The organism is Paraburkholderia dipogonis (genome assembly GCF_046027395.1).
Classification (GTDB): domain Bacteria; phylum Pseudomonadota; class Gammaproteobacteria; order Burkholderiales; family Burkholderiaceae; genus Paraburkholderia; species Paraburkholderia dipogonis_A.
Window position 1 is genome coordinate 176,180 of sequence record NZ_JAQQEG010000010.1, and the last position, 24,668, is coordinate 200,847.

Annotated in this window: 20 protein-coding genes; 12 read left to right on the forward strand and 8 right to left on the reverse strand. The window is 56.4% G+C overall.

The window, feature by feature from the left end:
• Nucleotides 1-74: 74 nt before the first annotated feature.
• The 3 genes from PQR32_RS12645 to PQR32_RS12655 form a co-directional block, all read right to left on the reverse strand.
• A complete protein-coding gene (locus tag PQR32_RS12645; protein ID WP_408226625.1) occupies nucleotides 75-956 on the reverse strand; it encodes a carboxymuconolactone decarboxylase family protein in 882 nt (293 codons plus the stop codon).
• Between the two features lie 312 nt (nucleotides 957-1,268).
• Nucleotides 1,269-1,652 carry a nuclear transport factor 2 family protein gene (locus tag PQR32_RS12650; protein WP_408226628.1) on the reverse strand — a complete coding sequence of 128 codons (384 nt, stop codon included), beginning with the start codon at nucleotides 1,650-1,652 and terminating at the stop codon, nucleotides 1,269-1,271.
• 27 nt (nucleotides 1,653-1,679) lie between these two features.
• The gene (locus tag PQR32_RS12655; RefSeq protein WP_408226631.1) at nucleotides 1,680-2,807 is read right to left on the reverse strand and encodes an HPP family protein; all 1,128 of its coding nucleotides are present in this window, start codon (nucleotides 2,805-2,807) and stop codon (nucleotides 1,680-1,682) included.
• Between the two features lie 546 nt (nucleotides 2,808-3,353).
• Between PQR32_RS12655 and PQR32_RS12660 the strand changes: the two genes are divergently transcribed.
• On the forward strand, nucleotides 3,354-4,331 hold the full coding sequence (locus tag PQR32_RS12660) for a LysR family transcriptional regulator (RefSeq protein ID WP_408226634.1): 978 nt from the start codon (nucleotides 3,354-3,356) through the stop codon (nucleotides 4,329-4,331).
• Between the two features lie 69 nt (nucleotides 4,332-4,400).
• The gene (locus tag PQR32_RS12665; RefSeq protein WP_408226637.1) at nucleotides 4,401-5,360 is read left to right on the forward strand and encodes a LysR family transcriptional regulator; all 960 of its coding nucleotides are present in this window, start codon (nucleotides 4,401-4,403) and stop codon (nucleotides 5,358-5,360) included.
• A gap of 35 nt (nucleotides 5,361-5,395) precedes the next feature.
• Here PQR32_RS12665 and PQR32_RS12670 read toward each other — a convergent pair whose 3' ends face one another.
• Both PQR32_RS12670 and PQR32_RS12675 read right to left on the reverse strand, forming a co-directional pair.
• A complete protein-coding gene (locus PQR32_RS12670) occupies nucleotides 5,396-6,349 on the reverse strand; it encodes an NAD(P)H-dependent flavin oxidoreductase (RefSeq protein ID WP_408226640.1) in 954 nt (317 codons plus the stop codon).
• 4 nt (nucleotides 6,350-6,353) lie between these two features.
• A complete protein-coding gene (locus tag PQR32_RS12675) occupies nucleotides 6,354-6,908 on the reverse strand; it encodes a cytochrome b (protein ID WP_408226643.1) in 555 nt (184 codons plus the stop codon).
• Between the two features lie 1,515 nt (nucleotides 6,909-8,423).
• Between PQR32_RS12675 and PQR32_RS12680 the strand changes: the two genes are divergently transcribed.
• Nucleotides 8,424-10,136, forward strand: coding sequence for an FAD-dependent oxidoreductase (locus tag PQR32_RS12680; RefSeq protein ID WP_408226646.1), 1,713 nt, complete (start codon nucleotides 8,424-8,426; stop codon nucleotides 10,134-10,136).
• Nucleotides 10,137-10,234: 98 nt separating this feature from the next.
• On the opposite strand, the gene PQR32_RS12685 is transcribed toward PQR32_RS12680, so the two are convergent.
• On the reverse strand, nucleotides 10,235-11,194 hold the full coding sequence (locus PQR32_RS12685) for a LysR family transcriptional regulator (RefSeq protein WP_408226649.1): 960 nt from the start codon (nucleotides 11,192-11,194) through the stop codon (nucleotides 10,235-10,237).
• A 129-nt stretch (nucleotides 11,195-11,323) separates the two neighbouring features.
• On the opposite strand from PQR32_RS12685, the gene PQR32_RS12690 reads away from it, so the two are divergent.
• From PQR32_RS12690 to PQR32_RS12700, 3 genes are read left to right on the forward strand one after another with little or no spacing between them, the layout of a single operon-like run.
• Nucleotides 11,324-12,610: an MFS transporter gene (locus PQR32_RS12690; protein WP_408226652.1), complete on the forward strand. Its 1,287-nt coding sequence runs from the start codon at nucleotides 11,324-11,326 to the stop codon at nucleotides 12,608-12,610.
• Nucleotides 12,611-12,623: 13 nt separating this feature from the next.
• Complete coding sequence (locus PQR32_RS12695) at nucleotides 12,624-14,168, forward strand: M81 family metallopeptidase (protein ID WP_408226655.1); 1,545 nt, start codon at nucleotides 12,624-12,626, stop codon at nucleotides 14,166-14,168.
• A complete protein-coding gene (locus PQR32_RS12700) occupies nucleotides 14,169-15,182 on the forward strand; it encodes a D-cysteine desulfhydrase family protein (protein WP_408226658.1) in 1,014 nt (337 codons plus the stop codon).
• A 735-nt stretch (nucleotides 15,183-15,917) separates the two neighbouring features.
• Here the strand turns inward: PQR32_RS12700 and PQR32_RS12705 are convergent.
• Complete coding sequence (locus PQR32_RS12705) at nucleotides 15,918-16,406, reverse strand: tautomerase family protein (protein ID WP_408226661.1); 489 nt, start codon at nucleotides 16,404-16,406, stop codon at nucleotides 15,918-15,920.
• Nucleotides 16,407-17,163: 757 nt separating this feature from the next.
• Here PQR32_RS12705 and PQR32_RS12710 point away from each other — a divergent pair.
• The 4 genes from PQR32_RS12710 (at nucleotide 17,164) to PQR32_RS12725 (ending at nucleotide 20,806) form a co-directional block, all read left to right on the forward strand.
• Nucleotides 17,164-17,805: a DsbA family oxidoreductase gene (locus tag PQR32_RS12710; protein WP_408226664.1), complete on the forward strand. Its 642-nt coding sequence runs from the start codon at nucleotides 17,164-17,166 to the stop codon at nucleotides 17,803-17,805.
• A 76-nt stretch (nucleotides 17,806-17,881) separates the two neighbouring features.
• Nucleotides 17,882-18,766: a LysR substrate-binding domain-containing protein gene (locus tag PQR32_RS12715; protein WP_408226667.1), complete on the forward strand. Its 885-nt coding sequence runs from the start codon at nucleotides 17,882-17,884 to the stop codon at nucleotides 18,764-18,766.
• Between the two features lie 638 nt (nucleotides 18,767-19,404).
• Nucleotides 19,405-19,827 (forward strand): VOC family protein, encoded by a 423-nt coding sequence (locus PQR32_RS12720; RefSeq protein WP_408226670.1) that lies wholly within the window; start codon nucleotides 19,405-19,407, stop codon nucleotides 19,825-19,827.
• A 136-nt stretch (nucleotides 19,828-19,963) separates the two neighbouring features.
• Nucleotides 19,964-20,806 carry an oxidoreductase gene (locus PQR32_RS12725; protein ID WP_408226673.1) on the forward strand — a complete coding sequence of 281 codons (843 nt, stop codon included), beginning with the start codon at nucleotides 19,964-19,966 and terminating at the stop codon, nucleotides 20,804-20,806.
• Between the two features lie 20 nt (nucleotides 20,807-20,826).
• Here PQR32_RS12725 and PQR32_RS12730 read toward each other — a convergent pair whose 3' ends face one another.
• Entirely contained in the window at nucleotides 20,827-21,768 is a 942-nt protein-coding gene (locus PQR32_RS12730; RefSeq protein WP_408226676.1) for a LysR family transcriptional regulator, read from the reverse strand.
• Nucleotides 21,769-21,874: 106 nt separating this feature from the next.
• Here PQR32_RS12730 and PQR32_RS12735 point away from each other — a divergent pair, with 106 nt between their 5' ends.
• Together PQR32_RS12735 and PQR32_RS12740 are read left to right on the forward strand one after the other, a co-directional pair.
• Complete coding sequence (locus PQR32_RS12735) at nucleotides 21,875-23,386, forward strand: CoA-acylating methylmalonate-semialdehyde dehydrogenase (protein WP_408226679.1); 1,512 nt, start codon at nucleotides 21,875-21,877, stop codon at nucleotides 23,384-23,386.
• A 313-nt stretch (nucleotides 23,387-23,699) separates the two neighbouring features.
• A complete protein-coding gene (locus tag PQR32_RS12740; protein WP_408226682.1) occupies nucleotides 23,700-24,617 on the forward strand; it encodes a LysR substrate-binding domain-containing protein in 918 nt (305 codons plus the stop codon).
• The last annotated feature ends 51 nt before the right edge of the window (nucleotides 24,618-24,668 follow it).

Here is a 24,668-nt window from a genome sequence, read left to right on the forward strand (position 1 = left end):
TGCTTAGGGTAATGCGCTCCCGCCCGACGAATCCGCCCGGCGTGGAAAAAACACGGGCAACCTTCCGTTGGTATTCATATACTCTGTGCAGCTGCGATTGCGTCTTCCAGCATCGGAGTACCGATCAGCGCACCGTGGATTCCGATAACACTGGCAATCTCGATGGCCTCCATAATTTCCTCCGCGGTTGCCCCGTGACGAAGTGCATTGCGCATGTGGATCCTGATGCCCGGCTCGTAAAGATGCGTGGCGGCGACATCGAGCGCGCAAAGCACAAGCTCCTTGATTTTCGGCTCTAGAAATCCGTTCTGCCACGGAACCGACGAGAATTCGAGGTACGCCTCGAAGAAATCCGGATCGAGTTCCAGCGCATCGTCCCATATGCGATCCCAATGCCCCTGTACTTCGGTGAAGCGCCGCTTCAGAGCCTGCCGGCGGTTATCCGCAGACGTTGCCCGTTTTCGGAGACCTTCTTCCTCAAGCACTTCTGCCAGGATGGGCATCGCTACATTGGAAGCGTGAATGCCGATTGTACTGGTCAGCTCGAGCACTTCCATCAGTTCTTCAAGCGTGGCGCCAAAATCCACGGCCGCCTTCAAATGCATCTGGATGCCGGGAGCGAAGAGATGGGTCGAGGACGCATTCACGGCGATATAGATGAACTCCTTGACCTTGTCCTCCAGGTGATCGTGTCGCAGTGGCACCGCTGACAGATTAAGGTAGGCATGCAGGAAATCACAGTCGACGCGAAGAATACTTTCCCATTGCGGAGCCCACGTATTCCGTACGCGAATGAACTCGTCCTTGATCGATTGCTGTCTGGGGGTAAGCGTCGTCGCTTCTCCGCTAGGGATGTATAGAGGTTGACTAACCGTTAGCGTGGTCCACGCTAGCCCGGGTATTTCATGGAAAACCCATCGCATCACGCATACGGTCAATAGCGTGATCGACGTCATACCCTCGCACTGTTTAAGGTGCTTGACAAGCGAAGGGAAAATATACGGCTATCTATTTGACAGATAACGCAACGCCGGCAACGAACGAGACGAGTCATTTGCGGCGCGCACAAGTTAGTGCGGCGTAGCCGCCACTGGATGATCGGAATAGCCCACAAAAAAAGCGCACTTCTGAGAACGTGCGCTGCGACGAAAGAAGGGCAGGGTAGGGTAGGAGGAAAGTCCCTTCATGCCGCAAAAAAACCAATCACCCGATGGCCGCCCGAGTTGGCCAGTGATCACGCAACGTTTCATAAGGAACGGACAATCCGATCAGGCGGAAACGGTCGATATGTCGTGCCATAGCTTGGCGACGATCATAAAGGAACCGTTCACATACGCCCAGTTCAAGTGATCGATGAAAACGTTGTCGTGGATGCGCAGTCGAACTTTGGTGACTGCAATGTCGGTCGACAGAAAGTCTGCCGAGATCAACGCATCGTCACGCCTTTGGCCCTTGCTCATTGGCGACACACGTTCAGCAATGATTCGGCGATAGTCGGCAATGGGGACGACAGTCAGTTTTCCGTCGTCCACGTCGAACAAGCTGCAACTCGTGTGGAAAACCCGATCAAATTTGTCCAGAGCGCATTCGTGCAGTGCCTGAAAATATAGATCGACGGCTTCGACAAGTTCAGGCATTTTCTCGATAGACATAGTGAGTTTCCTCATGGTTTTCAGGGGTTAAGCGAACGCCTGACTGTGGTGATAGAGGCCTGAGATGACATCCGCTTGAGTCATCATCCCGACTAGCTGGCCGTGGGAGTCAACAACTGGTATGTGGTGATGTCCGTGCTTTGCAAACATCGGAACAACTGTCATCAGTAACGTCCGGGCTTCGACCATTTCCGGTCTTGCTGTCATCAAACTATCGATCAACGTCTCCTGGCTGGGGACGGTCCATCGCTCGAGACGCGAACTGCAGGCCTCGGCGACGCTGACGGTCTCTTCGCGTCCGTAGACATCCGCCCACGTGACGATGCCAATAACCTGTTTCGATCCATCGGTTACCGGAAGAGCTTTGATGCGATGTCTGAGCAAAATGTCACGAGCTGTTTTCAATGAGGTCTTTGTTGGTATGCAGATGGCCGGACGTGACATAACATCGCCACACGTCAGCTCGCCGAAGCTACGAGCGTAGGCCAACATCTGCGCTTCCTCCATCAACGAGGCAAGATCATCGGTTCCTACATCCAGGAGTTCACCGCGTCGACGTACGGCGGACTCCAGGTCAATGCGCGAGATTTTTCGGCGCGACTGATCAGCATCATCGATGGCGATGCCCTCGTGGCTACCATGGGGATAGCGGTGACCAGTGAGCGCGTGATAGGTAATCGCGCTCACCAGCATGATCAAAGATTGCACCGCTATTGGCGCGATCACGAAGCCGTATCCAAGTGAGTGAATGCCGGGCCCTCCCAACACGGCGGTGAGTGCGACGGCGCCAGAAGGCGGGTGCATGCACCTCAGCGAAAACATCGCACATAGCGCAATAGGGACTGCGGCAGCTGCCGCGAGAGCCGGATCAGAAATAGATTGCGACCATGCCACGCCAATCGTGGCGGAAATCAGATTTCCGCCAACGAAGGACCATGGCTGAGCGATTGGACTTGCAGGCACGGCGAAGAGCAAGACCGCCGATGCACCCATGGGCGCGACCAGAAACGGAACCAATACGCCGCTCTGGTTGAAGCTGCGCATAGTTAGCCCTGTGACCGTAATATCGATCGATACCCCTACGCAGGAACGAATGCGTTCAGACCAGTTGACAGAGATGGGCGACGGAACGAAGCGGTTGAACCAATGGATCATGCGATATTCCCACGCCTGCCGGAGCGTGGCGGTTTGCCCACGTTGACTCCACTTTCTCATCGTGCTTCAGATCTCGGAGTAGCCAGATTCGATTCCCTTATCGATCAGACCCGCGGTGCTGATAATTTGCGGATCGTAAGCTCGTTGCCTACGTGTTTGAATACCCACGATAGGCAAACACTCTTTCCCGGCGAGAACAAGTTGGGCGTGCGTTAGCGGCCCGTCAGGCGGTCAGCTGCAAAGATGCCGGAGAGTTGACGTGATATGTGTGAGCGTGCCCTGAAACCGTTCACCTCTTGCGAGCGAAGCGAGGGTTATCTGTTTATGCGATACCCCTATCGTCACAAACCGCCTATGCATATTGGAAACGTTGCTAAGCTGTTTCCTGCGCGATATGCCAACAATCTCAACGTAAGAACGTCGCTATATGGTTCGTCTGACCTTCGATGGATACGTCCGCAATGACGGCAGCCTTCGGATTTTTACAGCCACGAAAGTTCCAGTCGGGGGATGTTCGCTTTGTGAAATTTATCAGCGAGGTAGGCGATGGACCAACTATACATGTTGCGAGCGTTCGTTGCAGTCGCACAGCATAGAAGTTTTAGCAAGGCGGCTGCATCATTGGGCGTGACCACCGGCTCGATTTCCAAAGCCATCGCCAAGCTCGAAGAGAGCATCCAGACGCTGATCCTGCATAGAACAACCCGATCTGTTTCAGTGACAGACGCGGCACAGTCGTACTATCTGAGTTGCTGCCGTCTCCTCGAAGAACTTGACGAAGCGAATCGTCGGATTGTGCAGGAGCGTGAAATCGATAGTGGAAGGTTACGACTTGTTTTACACCCGATGCTGGTGAACAAAACCTTCTCGCGACTTGTGTCCAACTACAAAGCGATCGCTCCCAACGTGAATCTCATGGTGTCCGTTCGGGAAGAAGCGGTGAATCTGTATGACGGCCACTTCGATATGGCGATCCTTCCGCCACATCTTGTCGAGCAGTCTGGGGTAATTCGCCGTACGCTGTCCAGGTCGCGGCACATTTTTGTCGCCGCATCCGGTTATCTTGAACGATGCGGTACACCTGAAGCCGCTTCGGATTTGGCTGGCCATTTTCTTCTGTTGGACCCTGCGTCAAAGCAGAGGGACACGAATTTCATCGACCTTCTGGAAACCGGAAAGCGAGTAAGTGTGCCGCCAATGTCGTCCATGGACGGTAACGAAGTGCTGCTTCGAGCGGCGGCGCTTGCGGGAACCGGCATTGCAACCTTACCCGAAGCTATGGTTCGTGAAGACATTGCCGCGGGGCATCTCACGCACATCTTGCCGCTGTGCTCCACGTCAGAAAGTGGCGTCGAGATATGTCTTTTCTATTCGCACCGTGAACTGCTTCCCGTGAGGCTGAGGACCTTCGTTGATTTCTGCATTGACTTTTTCCGCTCGCTTCCCGGACCTATCCCCAACGAGACAGCGGCGGTTTTACAGCGCCTGGACCACGACGTAGATCGTGCGCTAACAACGGTCTGAAGCCTGGGTGACAGAGCGTCGAATTGCGCAACGTCATTCATCATTTTCTGTGATCGATAGGATACCGGCATGGAAATGCGTCAATTGAGAATCTTCTGTGCGGTGGCCGAAGAGGGCAGCTTCACTGCGGCGGCGGACATAGTGCACACCGTGCAGTCCAATGTCACTATGCGGGTGAAAGAGCTCGAGGCCGAGTTGGGGCAGCAACTGTTCATTCGGCAGAAGAGTGGAGTGGTGCTCACGTCGGCCGGACAGACTTTCCTCGGCTACGCACGCCGTATTCTGCAACTCACGGAGGAGAGCCGCAATGCGCTGCTGGATACCGCAACGCCCACTGGGCACCTTCGACTCGGATCGATGGAGACCACGGCTGCGATAAGACTGCCCCAGGTACTGACCAAATACCGGGAAAAGCATCCCCAGGTCAAGTTATCTCTGTTGACGGGCACCACAGTCGAATTGATCAAGGCCATTGAGAGTTATCGCCTCGATGGCGCTTTCGTGGGCGGATTTCACGAGAACGCAGGTTTGTCGCAGGAGGAGGCGTTCGAAGAGGAACTGGTCCTTGTGAGCAGTTGTGAGTTTGACTCGCTGGCAGCGCTTATCCGCGTGATGCCTCAGCAAACGGTGCTTGTTTTTCGGACGGGATGCTTTTACCGCTCCACGCTCGAGCATTGGTTTCATCAGGCCGGGCTGGTTGCCAATCAGTTGATGGAACTGGGAACGCTTGACGGCATCCTGTCATGTGTCGCTGCCGGCATAGGCGTGACGTTGTTGCCGAAGACCGTTGCTGAAAGCTATGGATCGCGGCAGTTGATCCGCTACCATCGGCTGCCGCCCGAGATCGCAAATGTGAAGACAGTTTTCATTCGCAGGAGTGACACCTTGATCACCCCAGCGTTGACCGCATTCATTAATCTGGCGCGAGATCAGTTCATCCAGGTGAATGAAGATACGAAAATCGTCGTGGAGAGAGTCGTGACAGGGAAACATGCCGCTATCAGCGCGCCGAAGGCGGACGTCCACTAGAGCGCCAGTGCGCAGTGGTCGCTTGCATCACCGCCCTATATTTCCGGGGTTGCCGATGACACAGATAGCCCTTCGATGAGTTCAGCTACCCGTTCGGCCGCAGAGACGACACTGCCGATCTTTCCAACGCCCTGTCCTGCGTAAAGCGACAGTTTCTGTGCCATCCGCGGCTTGTCAATCACCCGTGCTCCGCCCCCGATGAAGCGCAGCAGATTCCACTTGTCGCGGTTTGGAGTCACCCGGTGTGGGGTGCCGTACTTCCAGCCGAATGAGTAGCCCGTCCGATACTCCGTATCGTCCACGGTGGCTTCGACGATCTTTTGCTTGTAGAGCGGATGTGCGTTCGACTCGTGGCTTGCCACGAACGCTGTACCTACGAGCACGCCCGCGGCACCGAGGTCCATCGCGGCCTTGACGTCGTCGCGATTTGTGATGCCTCCCGCCGCCAGGACCGGCCGTCCTTGCGCGATCTTGCAAATCGCCGGCAGCAGCGACATCAGGCCAATGGTGCCCCGGTTGAGGTGCCCACCGCTCTCGCTTCCCTGCGCCACGATCATGTCTGCTCCGCGCTCAATGGCCATCTCAGCAAGTTCGACTGTGCCAACCTGTACCGAGACCACCAGCCCGGCGTCCTTGGCACGGGGAATCATATCGACGTAGTCCTCGGCGTAGAACAGGGAAAGCAGCCGTGGCCTTTCCCTGAGGATGACCTGAAACTGCGCTTCGAATACCTCAGGACCACCGAACGATGGAACGAGGTTCACTCCGAAGGGCATGTCTGTCAGTTCCCTTGTTTCGCGTATCCATTTGAGCAGGGCCAACGGCGGCAGTCGCAGGCCGCCCAGCGTACCCATTCCGCCGGCATTCGCCACCGCGGCGACCAGTTTGGGACCAGAAATCGCCGCCATACCCGCCAGAAAGATGGGATACCTCACACCGCAGAGTCGAGTGACCTCGCTCACGGCAAAATCCGATTTGACTTCGCTCATGGCTTCAAAGCTCCACGTGTTTGCCGATCATTCGTTTTAGGGCGTCATTCCGCAGAACCAGGTGATTCTTGAGCGCGCCAAAGATATGCAGCGCCAGGCCCAGGAGAAAGGCGGTCGCGCCGACGTTGAAAAGAAATTCGACAACCCGCTTGACCTGCGCGTTGGGTTCAATGAGAGCAGGTATCGCGAATCCGCCTGGCAGACCAATGACTTCGCCTGCGGCCGACTTTGAAAGCCATGCAGCAATCGGAAGCAGAACCATCGCCAAGGCCAGGGAAACCGCCACGGACCTGCTGACGATCACCTCAATGGGGTTCGGCGTACCGACGGGCAAGGGATGGTAGGAATACATCCGCGCCCCGAATCGATAGATCGAGATGATGAACAATATGGTGCCGAGCAGGTTTTGGATCCGCGTCAAGCCCGCCCTTTGCACCTCACCGGCTGTTTGGGATATAGCGATGTCAAAGCCGACAATCGAGAGTAGCAGAGCGGCTACGAGCCAATGCAGCGCGATAGTGACGGGTGAGAACCCGAGGCCATTGTCCCGCAGTTTCATACTTACCTCCTTGCGTGTGTTTTCTGACGGCGGTCGTGCCATGAAGAGGGCTGAAACCGTCAGGTCAAGTTCAGCCCTCGAGGCCGGCACCGGCCGAAAACCAAGTGGATGGCTGCTTCAGATGTGCCCGACACAGTCTGCGTACGAATCCGGCATTCGCCGTGTCGGCGGGACTCGAGGTCGGCGATGGTAATAATGGGGAATTGACGGGCGAGGTTTATTTGCTTACCCCCGTCATAGTCGTTGCGGTGGCCTGTCGAATTCACCACTGGCGTATTGAGTACGCCGATTGACCCAAATGCGGGCCACTGCGGTTGGTTCCATCAGTTTGTCTCCGTCCATGGAAGTTTTTTGATGCCCAGTCCCACTAGGAGATGCTTAATTCACCTCCCAGGCTGCAGCTTTCTGTTTCTTGAACGATATATGGACCGCTCAATCACATCAAATGATGATTTGTGATGGCTGGAATCTCTTTTAGTGAATTGGTGGGGTGAGCAAGCAGGTACCCACTAGATCGGTTCCGTGTAATTCTGGACACCGTCACACACGTTCGTTGCCGCATCGGTCCTGTGACTGCTCACGTTCGTCGGCGACGACGCCAGGGTGCACGCAATGAAATCGGCACATTGAATTCAAAGTCAGAGAACACATTTCCCGCAAGCTGACAAAATAGTTGGAAGGAATCCAGAACATCCCACGTTCGGTTCTCAACAGTCCTCGCAAGGTCTGCACATATCCGGGCGAGAACCAGAATCGTGCACTCATGCTGAAGCCGTCTGCAAAGCATGACCTCTGCAACCCTCCATAGCATTTCTATTTACCAGGTGTAAAAGGTGTTGTTCATGCGTTGGCCTTTATTCAGCTTCGTCGCAAACCTTATAGTTCTTATTCGAAGCTGCGGCCTTCACGGCGTCAGCAACTTATCGCAGTGATGACTCGGAGCAGGGGGCGGATGTGTCGAACGCAGACATCATTTCGTTTGCGTCTGCTGAGGCAGGTCGCGCTTTCCGGCGCGTAGTCCTGCTGTCGGGTTGGTGTGCGTTCCGGTGAGATTGGGCGGTGTGTTAGTGAGTGCCTCGCCCCACTTTCCATAGTGAGCTCAAAATGAAACACGTATTTCAGCTGGATCCGTGGTCGCAGACTCTTGCAATGATACGCAGTTGCTCGGTGCTAAACCCGAGCGATCGCGGCAGCGAAGAAACGATTAGTGCATGGTGAGCCGAAGCCTGAGCGCGGCGCGCCAAAGCCCCAATGGAGCGCATCGCGCCGAGCGGCCCACGACGCATGCACTCGTCGGCGCTGGCGGCGGCGCAAGAGCGAAACGCATCAGATTTTTACGAGTACCCAAGCTCCGTCTGCTGCGCATCGAGCGATGGAGCGAGCGTCCAACAACGATCGTGCCATGACCGCGCTCACGGCGGCCGTGCCATCGTCAGCGTGTCGATCGTCAGGTCCGCCGCCGTGGGGGACGTGATGGAACAGCCGACAACTTCCTGGTTGAACAAGGAAACTCCCATGACATTGAAAGACGGTCCACCGCCCGGCGTCCGTGTCACGCCTGAAGATTACGAAACCGTCGAGGCAGGGCAGCGCACCCAGATTGAGCGGCGCCGGTATCAGATGTATCCCCGTTTGACCGAAACGCGGATAGCTAAAGCGGCGCGTTTCGGAACGACGGAACACTGGAAAGCCGGCGACGTCATGTTTCGCGCTGGAGAGCAGAGCGATGGCATGAGGATCTTGACTCGTGGAACGGTACATTTGACCGTACGGAACGGATTTGGGCAGTCGCATCTCTTTCAGGAGGTTGGAGAGGGGCACTTTCTCGGAGAGACAGCCACCCTCAGCGGCAAGCCATACCTCGTTGATGCGATTGCCATCACTGACGTTGATGCGTTTCTGATCGCGCCTGAGCAGCTCCGGGCGCTTCTGATTGCGGAGGCGCAACTTGGCTCGGAGATCATGCGCGCATTCATTCTCCGACGCGTCGGATTGATTCAGGATGGTAGTGGTCCGATCCTGATCGGATCTTCAACTGACGCGAGACTCATCGTTCTTGAAAATCTGCTGAGACGAGCCAATCATCCGCATCGGATCCTCGATCCGTCCACTGACGATGAGGCTCGCGATTTCCTTTCGAAAACACTGTGCATAGAAGGAGAGATGCCGCTAGCCGTGCTCGTTGATGGCTCTATCCTGCACAATCCCGATGAAACACTTCTCGCGTCCAGGCTCGGTCTGCTTCGCGGCTTCGATGAATCCGGCACGTACGACATCGTCATTGTCGGCGCGGGTCCAGCCGGACTCGCTGCGGCCGTGTACGCCGCGTCAGAAGGACTTTCCGTGCTTGTTTTCGATGGCAAGGGGTTTGGCGGACAGGCCGGCGCAAGCACCAGGATCGAAAATTATTTCGGGTTTCCAACCGGCATCTCCGGTCACGTTCTCGTTAGCCGCGCATTTGAGCAGGCCGTTAAATTTGGCGCGGAAATAGTCATACCGACCGAGGTGGCAAAACTGCACTGCGCGGAATCGCCTTTCAGGATCGAACTCAGGGATGGCCGTTGTGCCCGGGCGAAGACGGTCGTTATAGCATCCGGTGCTGCTTATCGCCGCCCTCAAATCGCAGGCCTCAATGAGTCCGAGATTCGTGGCGTCTACTATTGGGCGTCATCGATCGAGGGTCGTCTCTGTCAGGGTTCGGAAATCGTACTGGTGGGAGGAGGGAATTCTGCTGGACAGGCAATCGTCTTCCTGGCGAGCTATGCAGCACATGTCCACGTGCTGATTCGACGCAAGAGCTTGCACGAAACAATGTCGAGATATTTGATCGATCGCGTGAACTCGTTCGCGAACGTGACGATTCATAGCAACTCTGCCATCGAATCTGTCGTGTCTGACGAGGACAGTGTGACGGAGGTTCATTGCCGTTCGGCTGGGAGTCACACACGAATCCCGACTCGCCACCTCTTTCTTTTTACTGGCGCTGACCCAGCCACTGGCTGGTTACGTGGATGCGGAGTGGAGGTGGATGACAAAGGTTTCGTTATAACCGGCCGCCCTGGTTCGACGGAGTCAGTGACGGGCAATTTCGCATTTCAGACGAGTGTTCCGGGCGTTTTTGCTATCGGCGACGTGCGCTCGACGTCGATCAAGCGTGTTACGTCCGCGGTCGGAGAAGGTGCCGGCGTAGTGTCCGAAATACATGCGCTATTGGCGGCCGAACGTTGAATATGTGCCCGATCTCGGCTCCTGGCATAATCGCGCGCGACACGACCGTGGTAAGCGGTCAATACGGTATGTGTCATGTTTTCCCGCCGATGTACCGGTCATCCCTTTTTGCGTGTGCTTCGCTTCTGTGCTGGGGATCTGTGTAACTGAAACACAGTCATGTCGGACAGGATGCGTTTCAGGATCTCGTCAGCTGCCTTTGAGAGAGGACGCCCGTTGCGCACGAGGACTCTTGCCTGCGCGGACGAAAACAGCGGATGGTCGACCGTTCTCGAAATCAAGGTTCCTGCCTCAAGCTCGGCGCGGGCAGCAAACCTCGTTGCGAAAATAACTCCACGTCCAGCCTTCGCAAATCTGATCAGAACACGCAGGGAGTTAACCGTGAGTACTGGTGCGAGACGCAGATTTTCTGCGAAAGCAAGAGCCTGCATGAGTTGACCGAGACCGAAAGCCACTGGCATGAGACCAATCGGATAGGAAAGTGCCTGGTGGACGGAGATCGGGGTTCGGATATCGCCCTTTGACAGTGGATGATCCTTTGCGACGAGTACGACGACGGGTTCTGAGGCGCTTGCAAGGTACCGAATGTGCGGAGAGTTGGGCGGGTTGTACGCTATTCCGATGTGCGCGATGTCTTCTTCGACTTCTCTTACCACCTCGTTAACGGGCGCCACATTCATGACCACATCCAGCTTCGGGTACTGCGCCGAGAAACTGTTCAGCACTTCGTCCAGGAAGTCATCGACGAAGCCTTCGCTGATGGAGATCCGCACCTGACCTCGCTGCAATCCGCGCAACTCATTTAGTCTGCCCTGAAGATGCTCCTGCTGCGCCTGGCAGGCTCTCCAGTATTCCAGCAGTTGATGTGCCGCCTCGGTCGGCGTTACGCCGCGGGATTGTCTTTCAAACAGGATCATCCCGATCTCATCTTCCAGCAGTTTGATCTGTCGCGTAATGACCGATGGCGCCGTGTTGACGCTGTCGGCGGCGCTGCGAATCGAGCCGTGGGTCAGCACTTCTTGAAAATAACGAAGCCTGCGTTGGTTTATTTCCCGCATAGCGTAAGTCCCCGCGTTGCTCAAAAGACAACGATAACGGTCCACAGTTGCTCTTGCAACCAGGTTTTTCTTGGGTAACGATGCAGGCACCAGAACCGCCGGATCCGCAGTCGAAACTGGAGCAATTTGATGTCTACACTATCTTCTGCTGCGCTCTTGAACGGCAAGCGAACTGCTTATCGTCGCATAGACTTGCATGTGCTGCCGCTATTGGTGTCCTGCTATCTCTTCGCCTACCTTGATCGGATCAACATCGGATTCGCGAAGTTGCAGATGCAGTCCGACATCGGAATCACCGACGCGGCGTTCGGGGTGGGCGCCGGGATTTTCTTTCTTGGGTACATGCTCTTCGAAATCCCGAGCAACCTGCTGCTACCTCGCCTCGGGGCGCGCAAAACGCTCAGCCGAATCATGGTGCTATGGGGACTGACATCCGCTGCCATGATGTTTGTTCACGATGTGCATTCCTTCTACATCCTGCGGTTCATGCTCGGAGTCTTCGAAGCCGGTTTTGCACCGGGAATGGTCTTTTATCTGACATGCTGGTATCCACAGGCGCGCATGGCACAGGTGATGGCTTTCGTGATGGCGGCCGCGCCTCTCGGTGGGATTGTCGGGGCGCCTTTGTCGACAGGGATCATGACCTTGCTTTCGGGGGCGCACGGGCTCGCCGGTTGGCAATGGATGTTTCTCCTCGAGGGCTTGCCATGTGTCGTTCTCGGAGTCGTTACGTTCTTCTGTCTGGATGATCGCATTGAATCGGCGCGATGGCTGTCCAGCGATGAGAAGGCATCGCTTTTGCAAGACATCGGAAGCCGGAAAGCAAGCCACACGGGGTTTAGGGACGTCTGCACCGACGGTCGCGTTTACGCCATGGCACTCGCGTATTTTTGCCTTATTTGTGGCATATACGCCGTCAGTTTCTGGCTCCCCACAATCCTTAAGTCAGGAGGCGTGTCAGATCTCGTGACCATCGGCTTCCTGTCGGCAATTCCCTATGGTCTTGCGGTGATCGCGATGTGGGTGATAGGCCGAAGCTCTGATAAACGAATGGAGCGTCGCTGGCATAGCGCGGTCCCCGCAATGGTTGGTGCGATTGCGCTGGCCATTTCAGCACTCTCGATAGGCTCACTCTGGTTATCGCTCGCCAGCATCACGCTGGCGACCGCTCTCACCTGGGCTGCGTACACGGTGTTCTGGGCCATGCCGTCAGAGCACCTGAAGGGGGACGTTGCGGCCGGCGGCATTGCACTGATCAACACGATTGGGCTAATTGGCGGATTCATCAGCCCAAGCGTCATAGGTTGGGTAAAAAGCGCAACCGGAAGCATGCAGACTGCACTTTTGCCAACGGTTGCTCTGTTGATGGTGGGAGCGTGCGTTCTAGCGCTTATTCGATCCAAACGAGAAGATTGAAGGACGCCAGAAGATGAAGATACTGATTGCCGGGTTCCAGCACGAGACAAACACGTTTGCGCCGTCCAAGGCGGACTACGAGAATTTCGTCCGCGGGGAAGGATTTCCAGCCATGGTCCGCAAGGACGGCGTATTTCAACTGCAAAGCGTGAACATCCCAATCGGCGGATTTATCCAGGAGATGCAGGCAGAAGGACATCACCTGATCCCGGTCATATGGGCGGCGGCGAGCCCTTCGGCCCACGTAACCCGATCAGCTTACGAGCGGATTGCCGGCGAAATCGTCGAAGCGGTCCGGACCACCGAGGTGGACGCGATTTACCTGGACCTGCACGGAGCCATGGTCGCCGAGCATGTCGACGATGGGGAAGGGGAACTGCTGGCACGCATTCGAAGTATTGTCGGTAGTGGCATACCAGTTGTCGCGTCACTTGATCTGCATGCGAACGTAACAGAACAGATGCTGCGCAGTGCAAGCGGTCTCGTTGCATACCGGACCTACCCTCACGTGGACATGGCCGATACCGGAAGGGCCGCGGCGCATCTATTGCGAAGGTTGATGACGAGTAAAACGCCAGTCACGATGGCCTATCGGCGCGTCCCGTTTCTCATTCCGGTGAATGCGATGTGCACACTGCTTGAGCCGGCGCGTAGTGTCTACGAGCATCTGGCAGCGCGGGAAAATGCCGCAGTACTGTCGATTTCGTTCACACCGGGATTCCCCGCTGCTGATTTCCCCGAATGCGGGCCGATGGTGTGGTGCTACGCCACCGAACCAGGCCAGGCGGATGCGGCGGTGGCAGCCATTTATGACGAAGTCATCGAGCGTGAGTCCGAATGGGCGGTTGAATTTCTCACCGCGGATGAGGCTGTGCGTGAGGCACAACGAATCGCCTCGCGCGCAAGTCGCCCGGTGGTCATCGCCGATACGCAGGATAATCCCCATGGCGGCGCTGATTCAAATACGACGGGAATGCTCCGGGCACTGGTGCGCAACAAAGCCCAAGGCGCTGCGCTGGGCTTGATGTGGGACCCTGAGGTCGTTCGAGTGGCTTACAAGGCGGGCAAAGGAAGTTACATCACGGTAGCGTTGGGTGGCAAGTCTGGGGTCGTCGATGACTTCCCGTTCGAGGCGACATTCGAAGTTGAACATCTTTCAGACGGCAAATGTATCTTTGATGGTCCGATGATGCACGGAATGCACGTCGACGTCGGTCCAACTGCCTGCCTTCGAATCGACGACGTCAGAGTTGCGGTGAGTTCCGTCAAGGCACCGATGAACGATCGCAACCTTTTCAGAATGGCTGGTATCCAGCCTGAGAAGATGAGGATTCTGGTGAACAAGAGCTCGGTGCATTTCCGCGCAGACTTCGGTCCAATAGCCGAGCGCATTCTCGTGGCCAAGTCGCCTGGCCCGATGGCAGCTGATCCGGCTGATCTGCCGTGGAAACGACTAGGGGCCAGTACGCGTGTGCGCCCAACCGCGAGTTCAAACCGGCCACCCAACGACGACAATCTCCATGCGGACGCGCGATCAACCAACCTGTGGGGTGATTAAATGACATTGCGAGTACCAGACCTTTCCCGGTTTCCCAAGGCGCGATTGCGCGACGGACCTTCACCGATTGTGGCACTGCCTAGATTGAGTCAGTACTTAAACGGAGCCGAAATCTACGTCAAGCGGGACGACCTTGATGGCCTGGGGGGCGGAGGCAACAAGCTGCGCAAGCTCGAGTTTCTGATCGGCGAGGCGCAGGCGGCCGGCGCTGACACGATCATCACGGTTGGCGGCCGACAGTCAAATCATGCCCGGTTGACGGCAGCGGCGGCCGCGCGCATTGGAATGAAATGTGAACTGGTGCTCTCGAGGCTGGTTCCGATCGAAGACGACGACTACGTGGAAAATGGCAATGTGGTGCTAGACCGCCTCTTTGGTGCGGTCATTCATGATATTCCAGGGAACGTTAGCGCGCTGCAGATTGCGGAAGAGCGGGCCGCAACGCTGCGTGGCGAGGGGCGAAAAGTGTATGTGTGTCCGCTCGGTGGATCGAGCCCGGTCGGCTGTCTGGGCTATGTTTCCTGTGCAATTGAGATTCTCGACCAGTCGAGGAAGGGCGGAATTGACTTTGACTATATCGTTGTCGCCAATGGCAGTGGTGGCATGCAGGCCGGGCTGATAGCGGGTGCGATCGCTGCTGGTGTGGCGCCGACGAAAGTAGTGGGGTACACGGTTCTTGCGCCGCTCGAAAAAGCTTATGCCACCACATACGAAAAAGTGCAGCAGACGCTTGACTTGATCGGTTCTGGTCTCACGGTATCCGGCGACGACGTTGTTCTTCATGGCGAGCAACTGGGAAGCGGCTACGGATTACCCACTAGTTCAATGCGTCGGGCAGTCAATCTTCTGGCGAGCCAGGAAGGCCTTCTATTGGACCCGGTATATAGCGGCAAGGCGTTCGCGGGTCTAATTCAGAATGTCGAAAATGGAACATTCGGTGCGGGAAAAAAGGTTCTATTTCTTATGAGCGGGGGGACTCCGTCGTTGTTTGCATATCGCACCGCGTTTGTGTGATTGGGTTGGAGCCAGCCATTTGTCGATCAACAAACGCAAAGCTGTCTGATGAGCGTTCATTACCGCCTCCTTCTACCTCTTTCCGTAGAATGACAGAGTTGTATCTCGACACCAACTTTGCGAAGGCCCGCATACGCAGGTTGCCTGTCTGAACGTCGACCTCGGTGTCGGCTTCATGTCGATATCAACGGCTGCGCAAATTCGTAGAGAGAGAAAATCCAACCCTGCCAAAACTGCCGAACCTGCAATCGAGACGGAGCAACGTCCCAGCGCCCATCGCAATGTCCTGTACTTACTGTAGCAATCTTTAACCGGCTGACGGGCGGTTTATCTCGATAGGGCTATCGCTGTCTGTGATAGCAAACGAGCCTTTGAACCCGTTTTTTTGAATGAACGATGTTGTTACTGCGGCTCACCGGGTGTGAGGCGAAAGCGTTGGACCGGAGCCCTTCGCTACTGCTCCAAGGCGCATGCGCCTCAGCGATGGCGCCAATCCGGAGCAGCTCTTCGCTGCTCAAGTCCATCTTGGTGGCACCGTGGTGGTGGCTGTTTCAGCGTCATCGTCCATTGGTTGGTGCTGGTGCGCCAACCGGGCAACGCGGTCTCAGAGTGAGAGACTGTTGAGACAGAGCGCAGCGCCGCCCCTGCGGGGTGGCTGGGACGGGGCGATTCGGGGGGGGCCATACACGCAATCTGGAGTTCGGTTAGACAGCAGCGGCCGCGTCCGTCCATGTGTCAAAGTTCGCCGGTGAGATACTGAGCGGCTCCGTTCCCGAAGCTCCAGTCCGAGTCAGAGTTGGTAGTGATGGAGACGATCACATCATTCGCGCCGGTGCCGCAGCTTGTCTCCAATTCGGCCGTAAGCTCACTATAGAATTTGCGCTTTGATTCGTCAGAACGTGGACGAGTGGTGACTGAAACCAGAGTCAGTTTGTCGGTGCGTACAATTCCGAGCCCGGTGTCTTCTGCGATTAACCGGCAAGACCTGTGTTCCGTCAAGACCTGGTAGCGGTCCGTTTGGGGTACGTCGAAAGCCTTGACTACTGCGCGATGTACGGCGTCGAGCAAGGAGGTGATTTCAGCCTCCGTCCTTCCTTGAAGGACATCGATACGAATTAGCGGCATTATTTCCTCTCTGAGTAAAACAAATGGCGTCGGCGCGATGGCACGAGCGATGGAATGATCCAGCCTGGATTCCCGGGCTGACAAGGCGGCCGACGGCATGGATACCAGCCAAACGTATGTGTTAGCGCTGGGCCGGGTGAGCCTCGCGATGGTTGAGCCTTAAGATAGGCAAGCTACACCAGCACGCGCTTATCCTACTTTGCAATCTCCTTTCTTTGGTCGATACAGTCGCGTGGATATTTGATCGCCGGCTAACAATTGAAATTCCCACGGCGTCGGTCTACGTTGATGATGACGTCGCAGTCCGCTAGCTGAATATCGGACAAAGCACACAAGCTCGGTGGGAATGCAATGTCGGTGACAGCGCACGGGGAATAAACGAGGCAGTGAGAATGAGTGTCCATACGCCGCGTACATATGCACGGCGCTAACGCATGGTTGACGTACAGGAACAATTGAATTACCACGGACTGCGATCATCTCGCACCGAAGGTCGTCCAGAATACGAGGTATCCCAGTCGCGGCTGAAACGTCACGGTGTCTTTCGACATGGTCAGCCTATTCACATGAACACTGACCGGCAACGCGCTGCCGGGACGCTGACTCGTGGCAGCAGCGGCGACCGGTCTGTCGACGACCTGCCGGAGCGTCCGTGCGCATTCGCTTGGCGTTTGTTCCGCCCCGCCCAGGAGGTCGATGAACTTGCCACCCATGTCGTGCCGCATTTTCAGGCCTTCAGCGCGCCGCAATCGGGCGAACGATCCTGCGGGCATTCGCAAATTCGGCTACGCCTGTGTGTGGTTGTTGCCCTCGTATCGAGTCGTTCGCGTAACAGGTCATCTTCATCACGAAAGCAATGAAACAACCACTCACAATCGATTTTGTCTCCGATGTAGCGTGCCCCTGGTGTGCTATCGGGCTATCTTCGCTGCAACTTGCAATCGCGCGCCTAGGCGACGCCGTGGACGTCGAATTAGTCACGCATCCCTTCGAACTGAATCCGCAGATGGGCAATGACGGCGAAGAACTCGTCGAACATATCGGAAAGAAATACGGACGCACCCCGGATCAGATAGCCGAGTCACAAATTGCGCTCCGCGAGCGTGGCGCGAATGTCGGCTTTACTTTTGGCCCGCGTACTCGCATTTATAACACCTTCGATGCGCACCGATTGTTGCATTGGGCCGGCATCAAAGGCAAACAGTTATCGCTGAAACAGGCGTTGCTACAGGCTTATCACGGCGAGGGTAAGGCCCCAAGCAACCATGACGTTCTGGTCGAAGCCGCGGAATCAGTGGGGCTCGACGTGGCGCAGGCGCGCACTGTTCTGCAAAGCGGCGACTACGCCGATGAAGTTCGTGCGGAAGAGGAGAAATACCAGGCGATGGGTATCCATTCGGTGCCGTCAATCATCTTTGATAATCGCTATCTGCTGACCGGCGCACAGCCTGTCGAAGCCTTCGAGGAAGCCATCCGGCGGATTCTGGCAGAAGCGTAATCTGACTTCCGCGGTGACTTCCGCGCTGCAATGTCGGTTCATCATCGACTTCGGAACTTTTTCATAGGGTAGTGTTATGGATGTTGCCGACCTCAAGGCATTTGAAGCGGTCGCTCGCCATGGGAGCATGAACAGAGCGGCCGTAGAGTTGCACACTGTCCAGTCCAACGTAACGGCCCGGATCCGTTCACTGGAAAGAGAAGTTGGTGTTGCACTCTTTGAGCGGCATGTTCGCGGGGTGAGCATGACTCCGGCGGGTCAGCGCATGCTTCCGTACGCGGCCCGAATCGCCAAGCTCGTTGCAGACGCTCGCGTGGCGGCCATGGACGACGGACCGCCGGGCGGTTCCCTGGTGTTGGGCACCATGGAAACCGCTGCGGCGCTGCGGCTCTCGCCGATAGTGAGCAACTTCGCGCGGATGTATCCGCAAGTCAGACTGTCGCTGACGACCGGAACAAGTTGCAGCCTCGCGATGGATGTCGCGGAATGTCGTCTGGACGGGGCGTTCATAGCTGGTCCTCTTGACCACCCGGAGCTTCACAGCGAGACCATTCTCCATGAAGAACTGGTGCTCGTGACCCCTCGGACCCTACACTCGCTGGAGTCTTTGACGTCAATCCCGAACCTGAAGACTATTGTGTTTCGCGTCGGGTGTGCGTATCGGCGGCAACTGGAAGCGCTGCTTGTGGAGATGGGGATTCTTGTGACGACGCTTGAGTTCGGTTCGTTGGACGCAATCATTGCGTGTGTTGCGGCCGGTATCGGAATCACGTTGCTGCCGCGGGGCGTGGTAGCGGCAGCGGCGCAGCAGGACATCATTGCCATCCATGAAGTCTCGCCTGAGAAAGCACATGTCGAGACGCTTTTCGTCCGACGGCATGACGCCTACATGTCGAGCGCCATGCGTGCTTTCGTCGAGGTCTCGCGCTCGGAGTTTGGGCCTTTGATGGCGGCGGCGTAGCAGCGTACTGGCGAAGAAACCTCACCGCCTGGGTTTTCGGATCGTTCAAGACACTCGGCAGCTTGAGCATGTTGCTGCCGTTGCCGACGCGATCATTTTCGTCGCGGCTATTCTGGCCGTTGTGCTGGTCAAGGAATACTTCACCTCATCACAGAGGCGTCAGGCCGGAACATCAGCGCACGGCGGTGGCGCGGGAATGTGATGGGAATCGCTGAGTGCGACGTCGTGGCTGATCGATCTTCGGCTCGAGGGTATCTATTTTTGCGATACCCGTATCGTCACAAACCGCCTATGCATTCTCGAGACATTGTTAAGCTGCTCTCTACGTGATACGTCAACTATTCGAACGGAGGGAGGTCGTTATATGGTCCGTCGGGTTTTGAAGAACACCTCCGCGATGATGACATCCGTCGCAAAACCTTTTCCCGACTTGCATCGAACGACCACGCCATTGCCTCAGCGCGAACCTCATGGTTTCCATACAGGAAGAAGCGGTGAATCTGTATGGCGCCAATTCGATATGGCGATTCTTCCGCCTCATCGTGTGCAGCAGTCGTGGTTGTCGCGAGCAATATGGTACACACGCGGCCGCTTCTGAGTTAGCGGATATGGTCTAAGTTCAAATGGAGAGCTTGGGGATGACTGATGCACCTCTGACACTTGGCATCGACCACGTTGGACTGACGGTCCGTAATCTGGGCGTCACCCGGGACTTTTTCATCAACGTCCTGGGCTGGACACAGGTTGGCGGGAGACCCAACTACCCGGCGGCTTTTGTGTCCGACGGGCACGTCACGCTAACACTCTGGGAGGTCAAGGATCTGGAAAATTGCGTAGAGTTCGACCGCAAAACGAATGTAGGTCTACATCACCTCGCGTTGCGGGTCGGTAGTAAAGCGGCTCTCGACGCAATCTTCGCCCGGGTCTCCGGATGGCCGGGGGTAGTGGTTGAGTTCGCACCGGAGAACATGGGTGAAGGACCCAAGTGCCACGCGATGGTGTACGAGCCGGGCGGCATCAGACTCGAGTTCGATTTTGATCCGCGAATTCAGCCTGCTTGAGTTGTGCTGAGTCATAGAGGAAGTGGTTCAGTTGGCGCTGGGTGCAGACGAATTCGTCGTGCATGGAACCCGATTTTTTACCAAAGTGGCTGCTGGAACCGGCAGTTCGAAGACTACCCGACGGGAAGTTTCAATCATGAGCCAAGCCGCCCAGCGCATATTTTTGATTACCGGTGCGAGCTCCGGTTTTGGTCGTGCTTTGGCGAAAGCAGCATTGGACGCCGGCAACACGGTGATTGGCATTGTAAGAAGCAATCCGGCGAAAGCTGAGTTTGAGGGATTGCATGCGGGCCACGCTCACGGTGCGATCCTCGATGTGTCTGATTTCGATTCAATCAATACGACGATCAAGGAAGTCGCCGGGCGCGTTGGTGCGATCGACGTTCTCGTGAATAGTGCGGGATACGGTCGTGAAGGAATCCTCGAGGAATCTCCGCTCGAGGAACTCCGTCGTCAGTTCGATGTGAACGTGTTCGGCGCGGTCGCCATGATCAAGGCCGTGCTCCCGTCCATGCGAATGCGACGCACCGGTCACATCATCAATATCACGTCAATGGCGGGGCTAGTTACATTTCCCGGCATCTCATACTACTGCGGTAGCAAGTTCGCACTTGAAGGGATATCGGAAGCCCTGGAAAAGGAAGTGCGCGGTTTCGGTATCAAGGTGACGGCTGTCGCGCCGGGCGCGTTTCGAACGGATTGGGCGGGCAGATCGATGGTGCGCACTGAGCACAATATCGACGACTACGACCCGGTGTTCGCCCCGATCCGCCGCGCCCGTATGGCGAAAGATGGGAAGCAGCCTGGGGATCCGGTGAAGGCGGCGAAAATCATGTTGAACCTGATCGACGAGGTTGACCCGCCGGTTCACCTTGTGCTTGGCGACGATGCGTTAAGCGTAGTCCGGGACAGAATGTCTGCGCTGAGTCGCGAAATTGACGCTTGGGAATCCGTTTCGAAATCTACTGGGTTCTCGTGAAAACGTAGCGGCGCGAGTCGCTATGGAGGAAATCCTTCAGCGAACGTATCCCTTAGGTAGGTGACAAACAGTTCGACAGCGCGTGGTACGTGCGGGGTGTATGGCCGGACCACATAGAGTTGCTCGGCAAAGGCGCCTATTGGCCGCCAGTCAGGCAGGAGAGCAACGAGTTTTCCTGATTGAATCGCTGCCTGCGCCGTGAAATCGGGCAGTAGCGCGATGCCCAGGTCGTCAAGGGCAGCGTCTCTCAATGCTTCGCTGTTGTTAGCGGAAAAGGGGCCATTTACCGCGATCATCAAAGGAGCCGAGTGCGTCCGCCGCGCTGTTCTGCGTTCGAACGACCAGATTCCGGACCCTAAAGCACGAGGATAGAACAGGCAATCGTGAGCGGAGAGATCGGTTGGCGATTCAGGGTACCCTCGACGCTCCAGGTATGCGTATGTCGCGACGATTACGGACTGCGTCTCGCACAGCTTCCATGCGACATGGGTCTCAGGGACCTGAGCGCTATGTCTGACGGCAAGATCGAAGCCCTCGGTGGCAATCGAGGTCAGACGATCAGACGCTTCAAGTTGTAATCGTACTTCCGGATTTGCCCGCAGAAACGCGGACATCTTCGGCACCAACTGCTGCCGCGCGAACGCCACCGGAGCGGTTATCCTGATCAACCCGCGTGCAACGCCCGCCATCTCCTTAACCATCGCAAAACTCGTCGCGATGTGCTCGTACTCCAGACGTGTGTTGTCGACGAGTCGCTGCCCGGCTTCAGTGAGCCGTACGCTGCGGGTGTTACGTTGCACCAGTGCGATACCCGAGGCTCGCTCGAGTTCTGCGATGCGTTGACTCATGGCAGCCTTGCTCACTCCAAGGCGAGCGGCCGCCGCAGTGTACGTGCCTTGTTCGGCAAGAACCGTCAGCCAGTGCAAATGAGTCCAAAGGCCTTCGACCTTTCGCGTATCCATATGTCTATTGTTCGCCGTTGGAAACGATCATTTCAAGTTTAACGCCTTTGCAATCGCAATGCCGACTCCTAGACTTTCCTCACCACCCATCAATCAAGGAATCGAGATGCAAGCGTTCAACGACACAGCTGACGTCACCCACTTTATTCATGGCGAGCCTGTACGTGGGTCAGGAATGCGTACCCAGGCGATTTTCAATCCTGCCACCGGTGAACGTCCCCGAAAACTTCTGCTGGGCGAGATCGCAGATGTCGACACCGCTGTCGCAAGCGCCAAGGCTGCATTTCCGAAGTGGAGCAACACGCCGCCCATCCGCCGCGCTCGCGTCATGCTGCGGTTTCTCGAGTTGATGAACAGGCATCGGGATGAACTGGCCGCAATCATCACGGCCGAACATGGAAAGGTCTTCTCCGATGCTCAAGGCGAGGTGGCGCGCGGTATCGATGTGATCGAATTCGCCTGCGGTATTCCGCAGCTTCTTAAGGGGGACTATACCGAGCAGGTTTCAACTGGCATGGATAACTGGACAACGCGTCAGGCGCTCGGCATTGTCGCGGGCATTACGCCGTTCAACTTCCCGTGCATGGTGCCGTGCTGGATGTTCCCTGTTGCGATTGCTGCGGGCAACGCGTTCATTCTGAAGCCAAGCGAGCGCGATCCGTCGACGTCGTTGTTCATGGCAAGGCTGCTGAAGGAGGCCGGTCTGCCGGATGGCATTTTTAACGTGGTTCAGGGCGACAAGGTCGTTGTCGATGCTCTGCTGGCGCACCCGGACGTGAAGGCGGTGAGTTTTGTCGGATCGACGCCAATCGCCAATTACATTTACGAAACCGGTGCAAAGAACGGCAAGCGCGTGCAGGCGCTGGGCGGAGCCAAAAATCATATGGTGGTGATGCCCGATGCCGACATCGATCAAGCTGTCGACGCGCTGGTTGGCGCTGGTTACGGCTCCGCTGGCGAGCGTTGTATGGCTATTTCGGTCGCTGTTCTCGTCGGCGATGTGGCTGACAAAATCATTCCGAAGCTTGCCGAGCGTGCGCGTAGCCTCGTTGTAAAGAACGGCATGGAGCCCGACGCGGAAATGGGTCCAATCGTTACGCAACAGGCGCTTGAACGCATCGAAGGGTACATCGGGATTGGTGTCGACGAAGGTGCAAAGTTGGTCGTCGACGGTCGCGGCCTTAAGGTCGACGGTCATGAGGACGGATTCTTCACGGGCGGTACGCTGTTCGACAACGTCACGCCGGAGATGAGAATTTATAAGGAAGAAATCTTTGGGCCCGTTCTTGCCTGCGTCCGTGTGAAGGACTTCTCGGAAGCGGTCGACTTGATCAATGCTCATGAGTTCGGCAATGGCGTGGCGTGCTACACCCGCGACGGGCACATCGCTCGCGAATTCGGACGACGCATCGAAGTAGGTATGGTCGGCATCAATGTCCCTATTCCGGTTCCGATGGCCTGGCATGGTTTCGGCGGCTGGAAGCGCAGTCTGTTCGGCGATACGCATGCATACGGCGAGGAAGGAGTTCGGTTCTATACGAAGCAGAAGTCGATCATGCAGCGCTGGCCGGAAAGCACGGAAAAAGGCGCTGAATTTGCAATGCCCACAGCGAAGTAAGCGAGCTGATTCGACAAGTGATTGGACGTCGCGCGTGGCACGATGCGGCGTCTGGTTTTCGCCTGCGTGTAGTGGAAGCACTGAACCGCCGCCGCGTCGTCTTCTCATGTCATGGATTGTCATTCAGGGTCCTCTCTGCAGCGAATTTCTAACGATAACGATACGCTCCATCGGTGGCGATTCAGGAGCGACTCTGCGTGCCTTGCCGCGATGGAAAGAGTGTTTTTCTTGTTTGCCGATTGACGGCACGTTTGGCCAAACTAAACACTCCCATTAGTTGTATTCCAGAGTGAGAAGCAAACTGGGGGGCGAAATGAATTTCTCGTCGTTAGAAATATTTTGTGCCGTCGCCAGCGAGCAAAGTGTGGCCCGCGCGGCACGCCATTTGGCCCGCGTTCAGTCAAATGTGACGACGCGCGTAAAACAGCTTGAAAAGGAACTGGAGGTCGACCTTTTTTCAAGAGGTGGCAAGCGGATGAGGTTGACGCCAAGTGGCCGCACGATGCTGGACTATGCGCAACGAATCCTGTACCTCGCGGAAGAGGCGAGACTTGCGATGAAACCGGAGCAGCAGTTCGGACGATTGAGCATTGGCGCTATGGAATCTACCGCAGCAGCACGCCTTCCGGCCTTGCTCTCGAAATACCATAGCAGGTGGCCCCGGGTGGAGTTGGAGATTTCGATCGGTACGTCGCGGTCACTTGTCGAAGACGTGGAGCGAGGCCATCTCGACTGCGTTTTTGTCGCCGATAGTGGATTTCTGGGGGCGCGTGATCCGCAGTCAAAGTTTACCGCGCGCGGATTGAGCGCAACGCGCGCATACCGGGAAGATCTACTGCTCATATTGCCGCCGAACCACCCAACGGTAGGCAGGCCGACGGACCTCAGGCTCAAGACGTTGGCTGCTTTTTCCAGTGGCTGCGCCTATCGGAGCGTACTCGAACGCTGGCTGGGAATCGAAAATTTCGAGGCGGACGGTGACTGGAAGGTCATGGAGCTTGTTTCGTACCATGCCATATTAGCCTGCGTTGCCGCAGGTTCGTGTTTCGCACTTTGCCCGAGGTCGATTGTAAGTTTGCAGCGTGTTCCGATGGACATTTGCACGCAGAAGATCGCCACGATCGATACATACCTGGTTGCCCAATCGAGCTACAAGAGCAGCGCTTACAAAGAACTGCTTCAATTCCTTCAGGTCTCGATGTACCACCGGCCCGGGGGCATCAACGGCTGATACTCTCGCCTCATTCCAGGCAGTGTCGAACAGCACAACACGGAGTTGGCG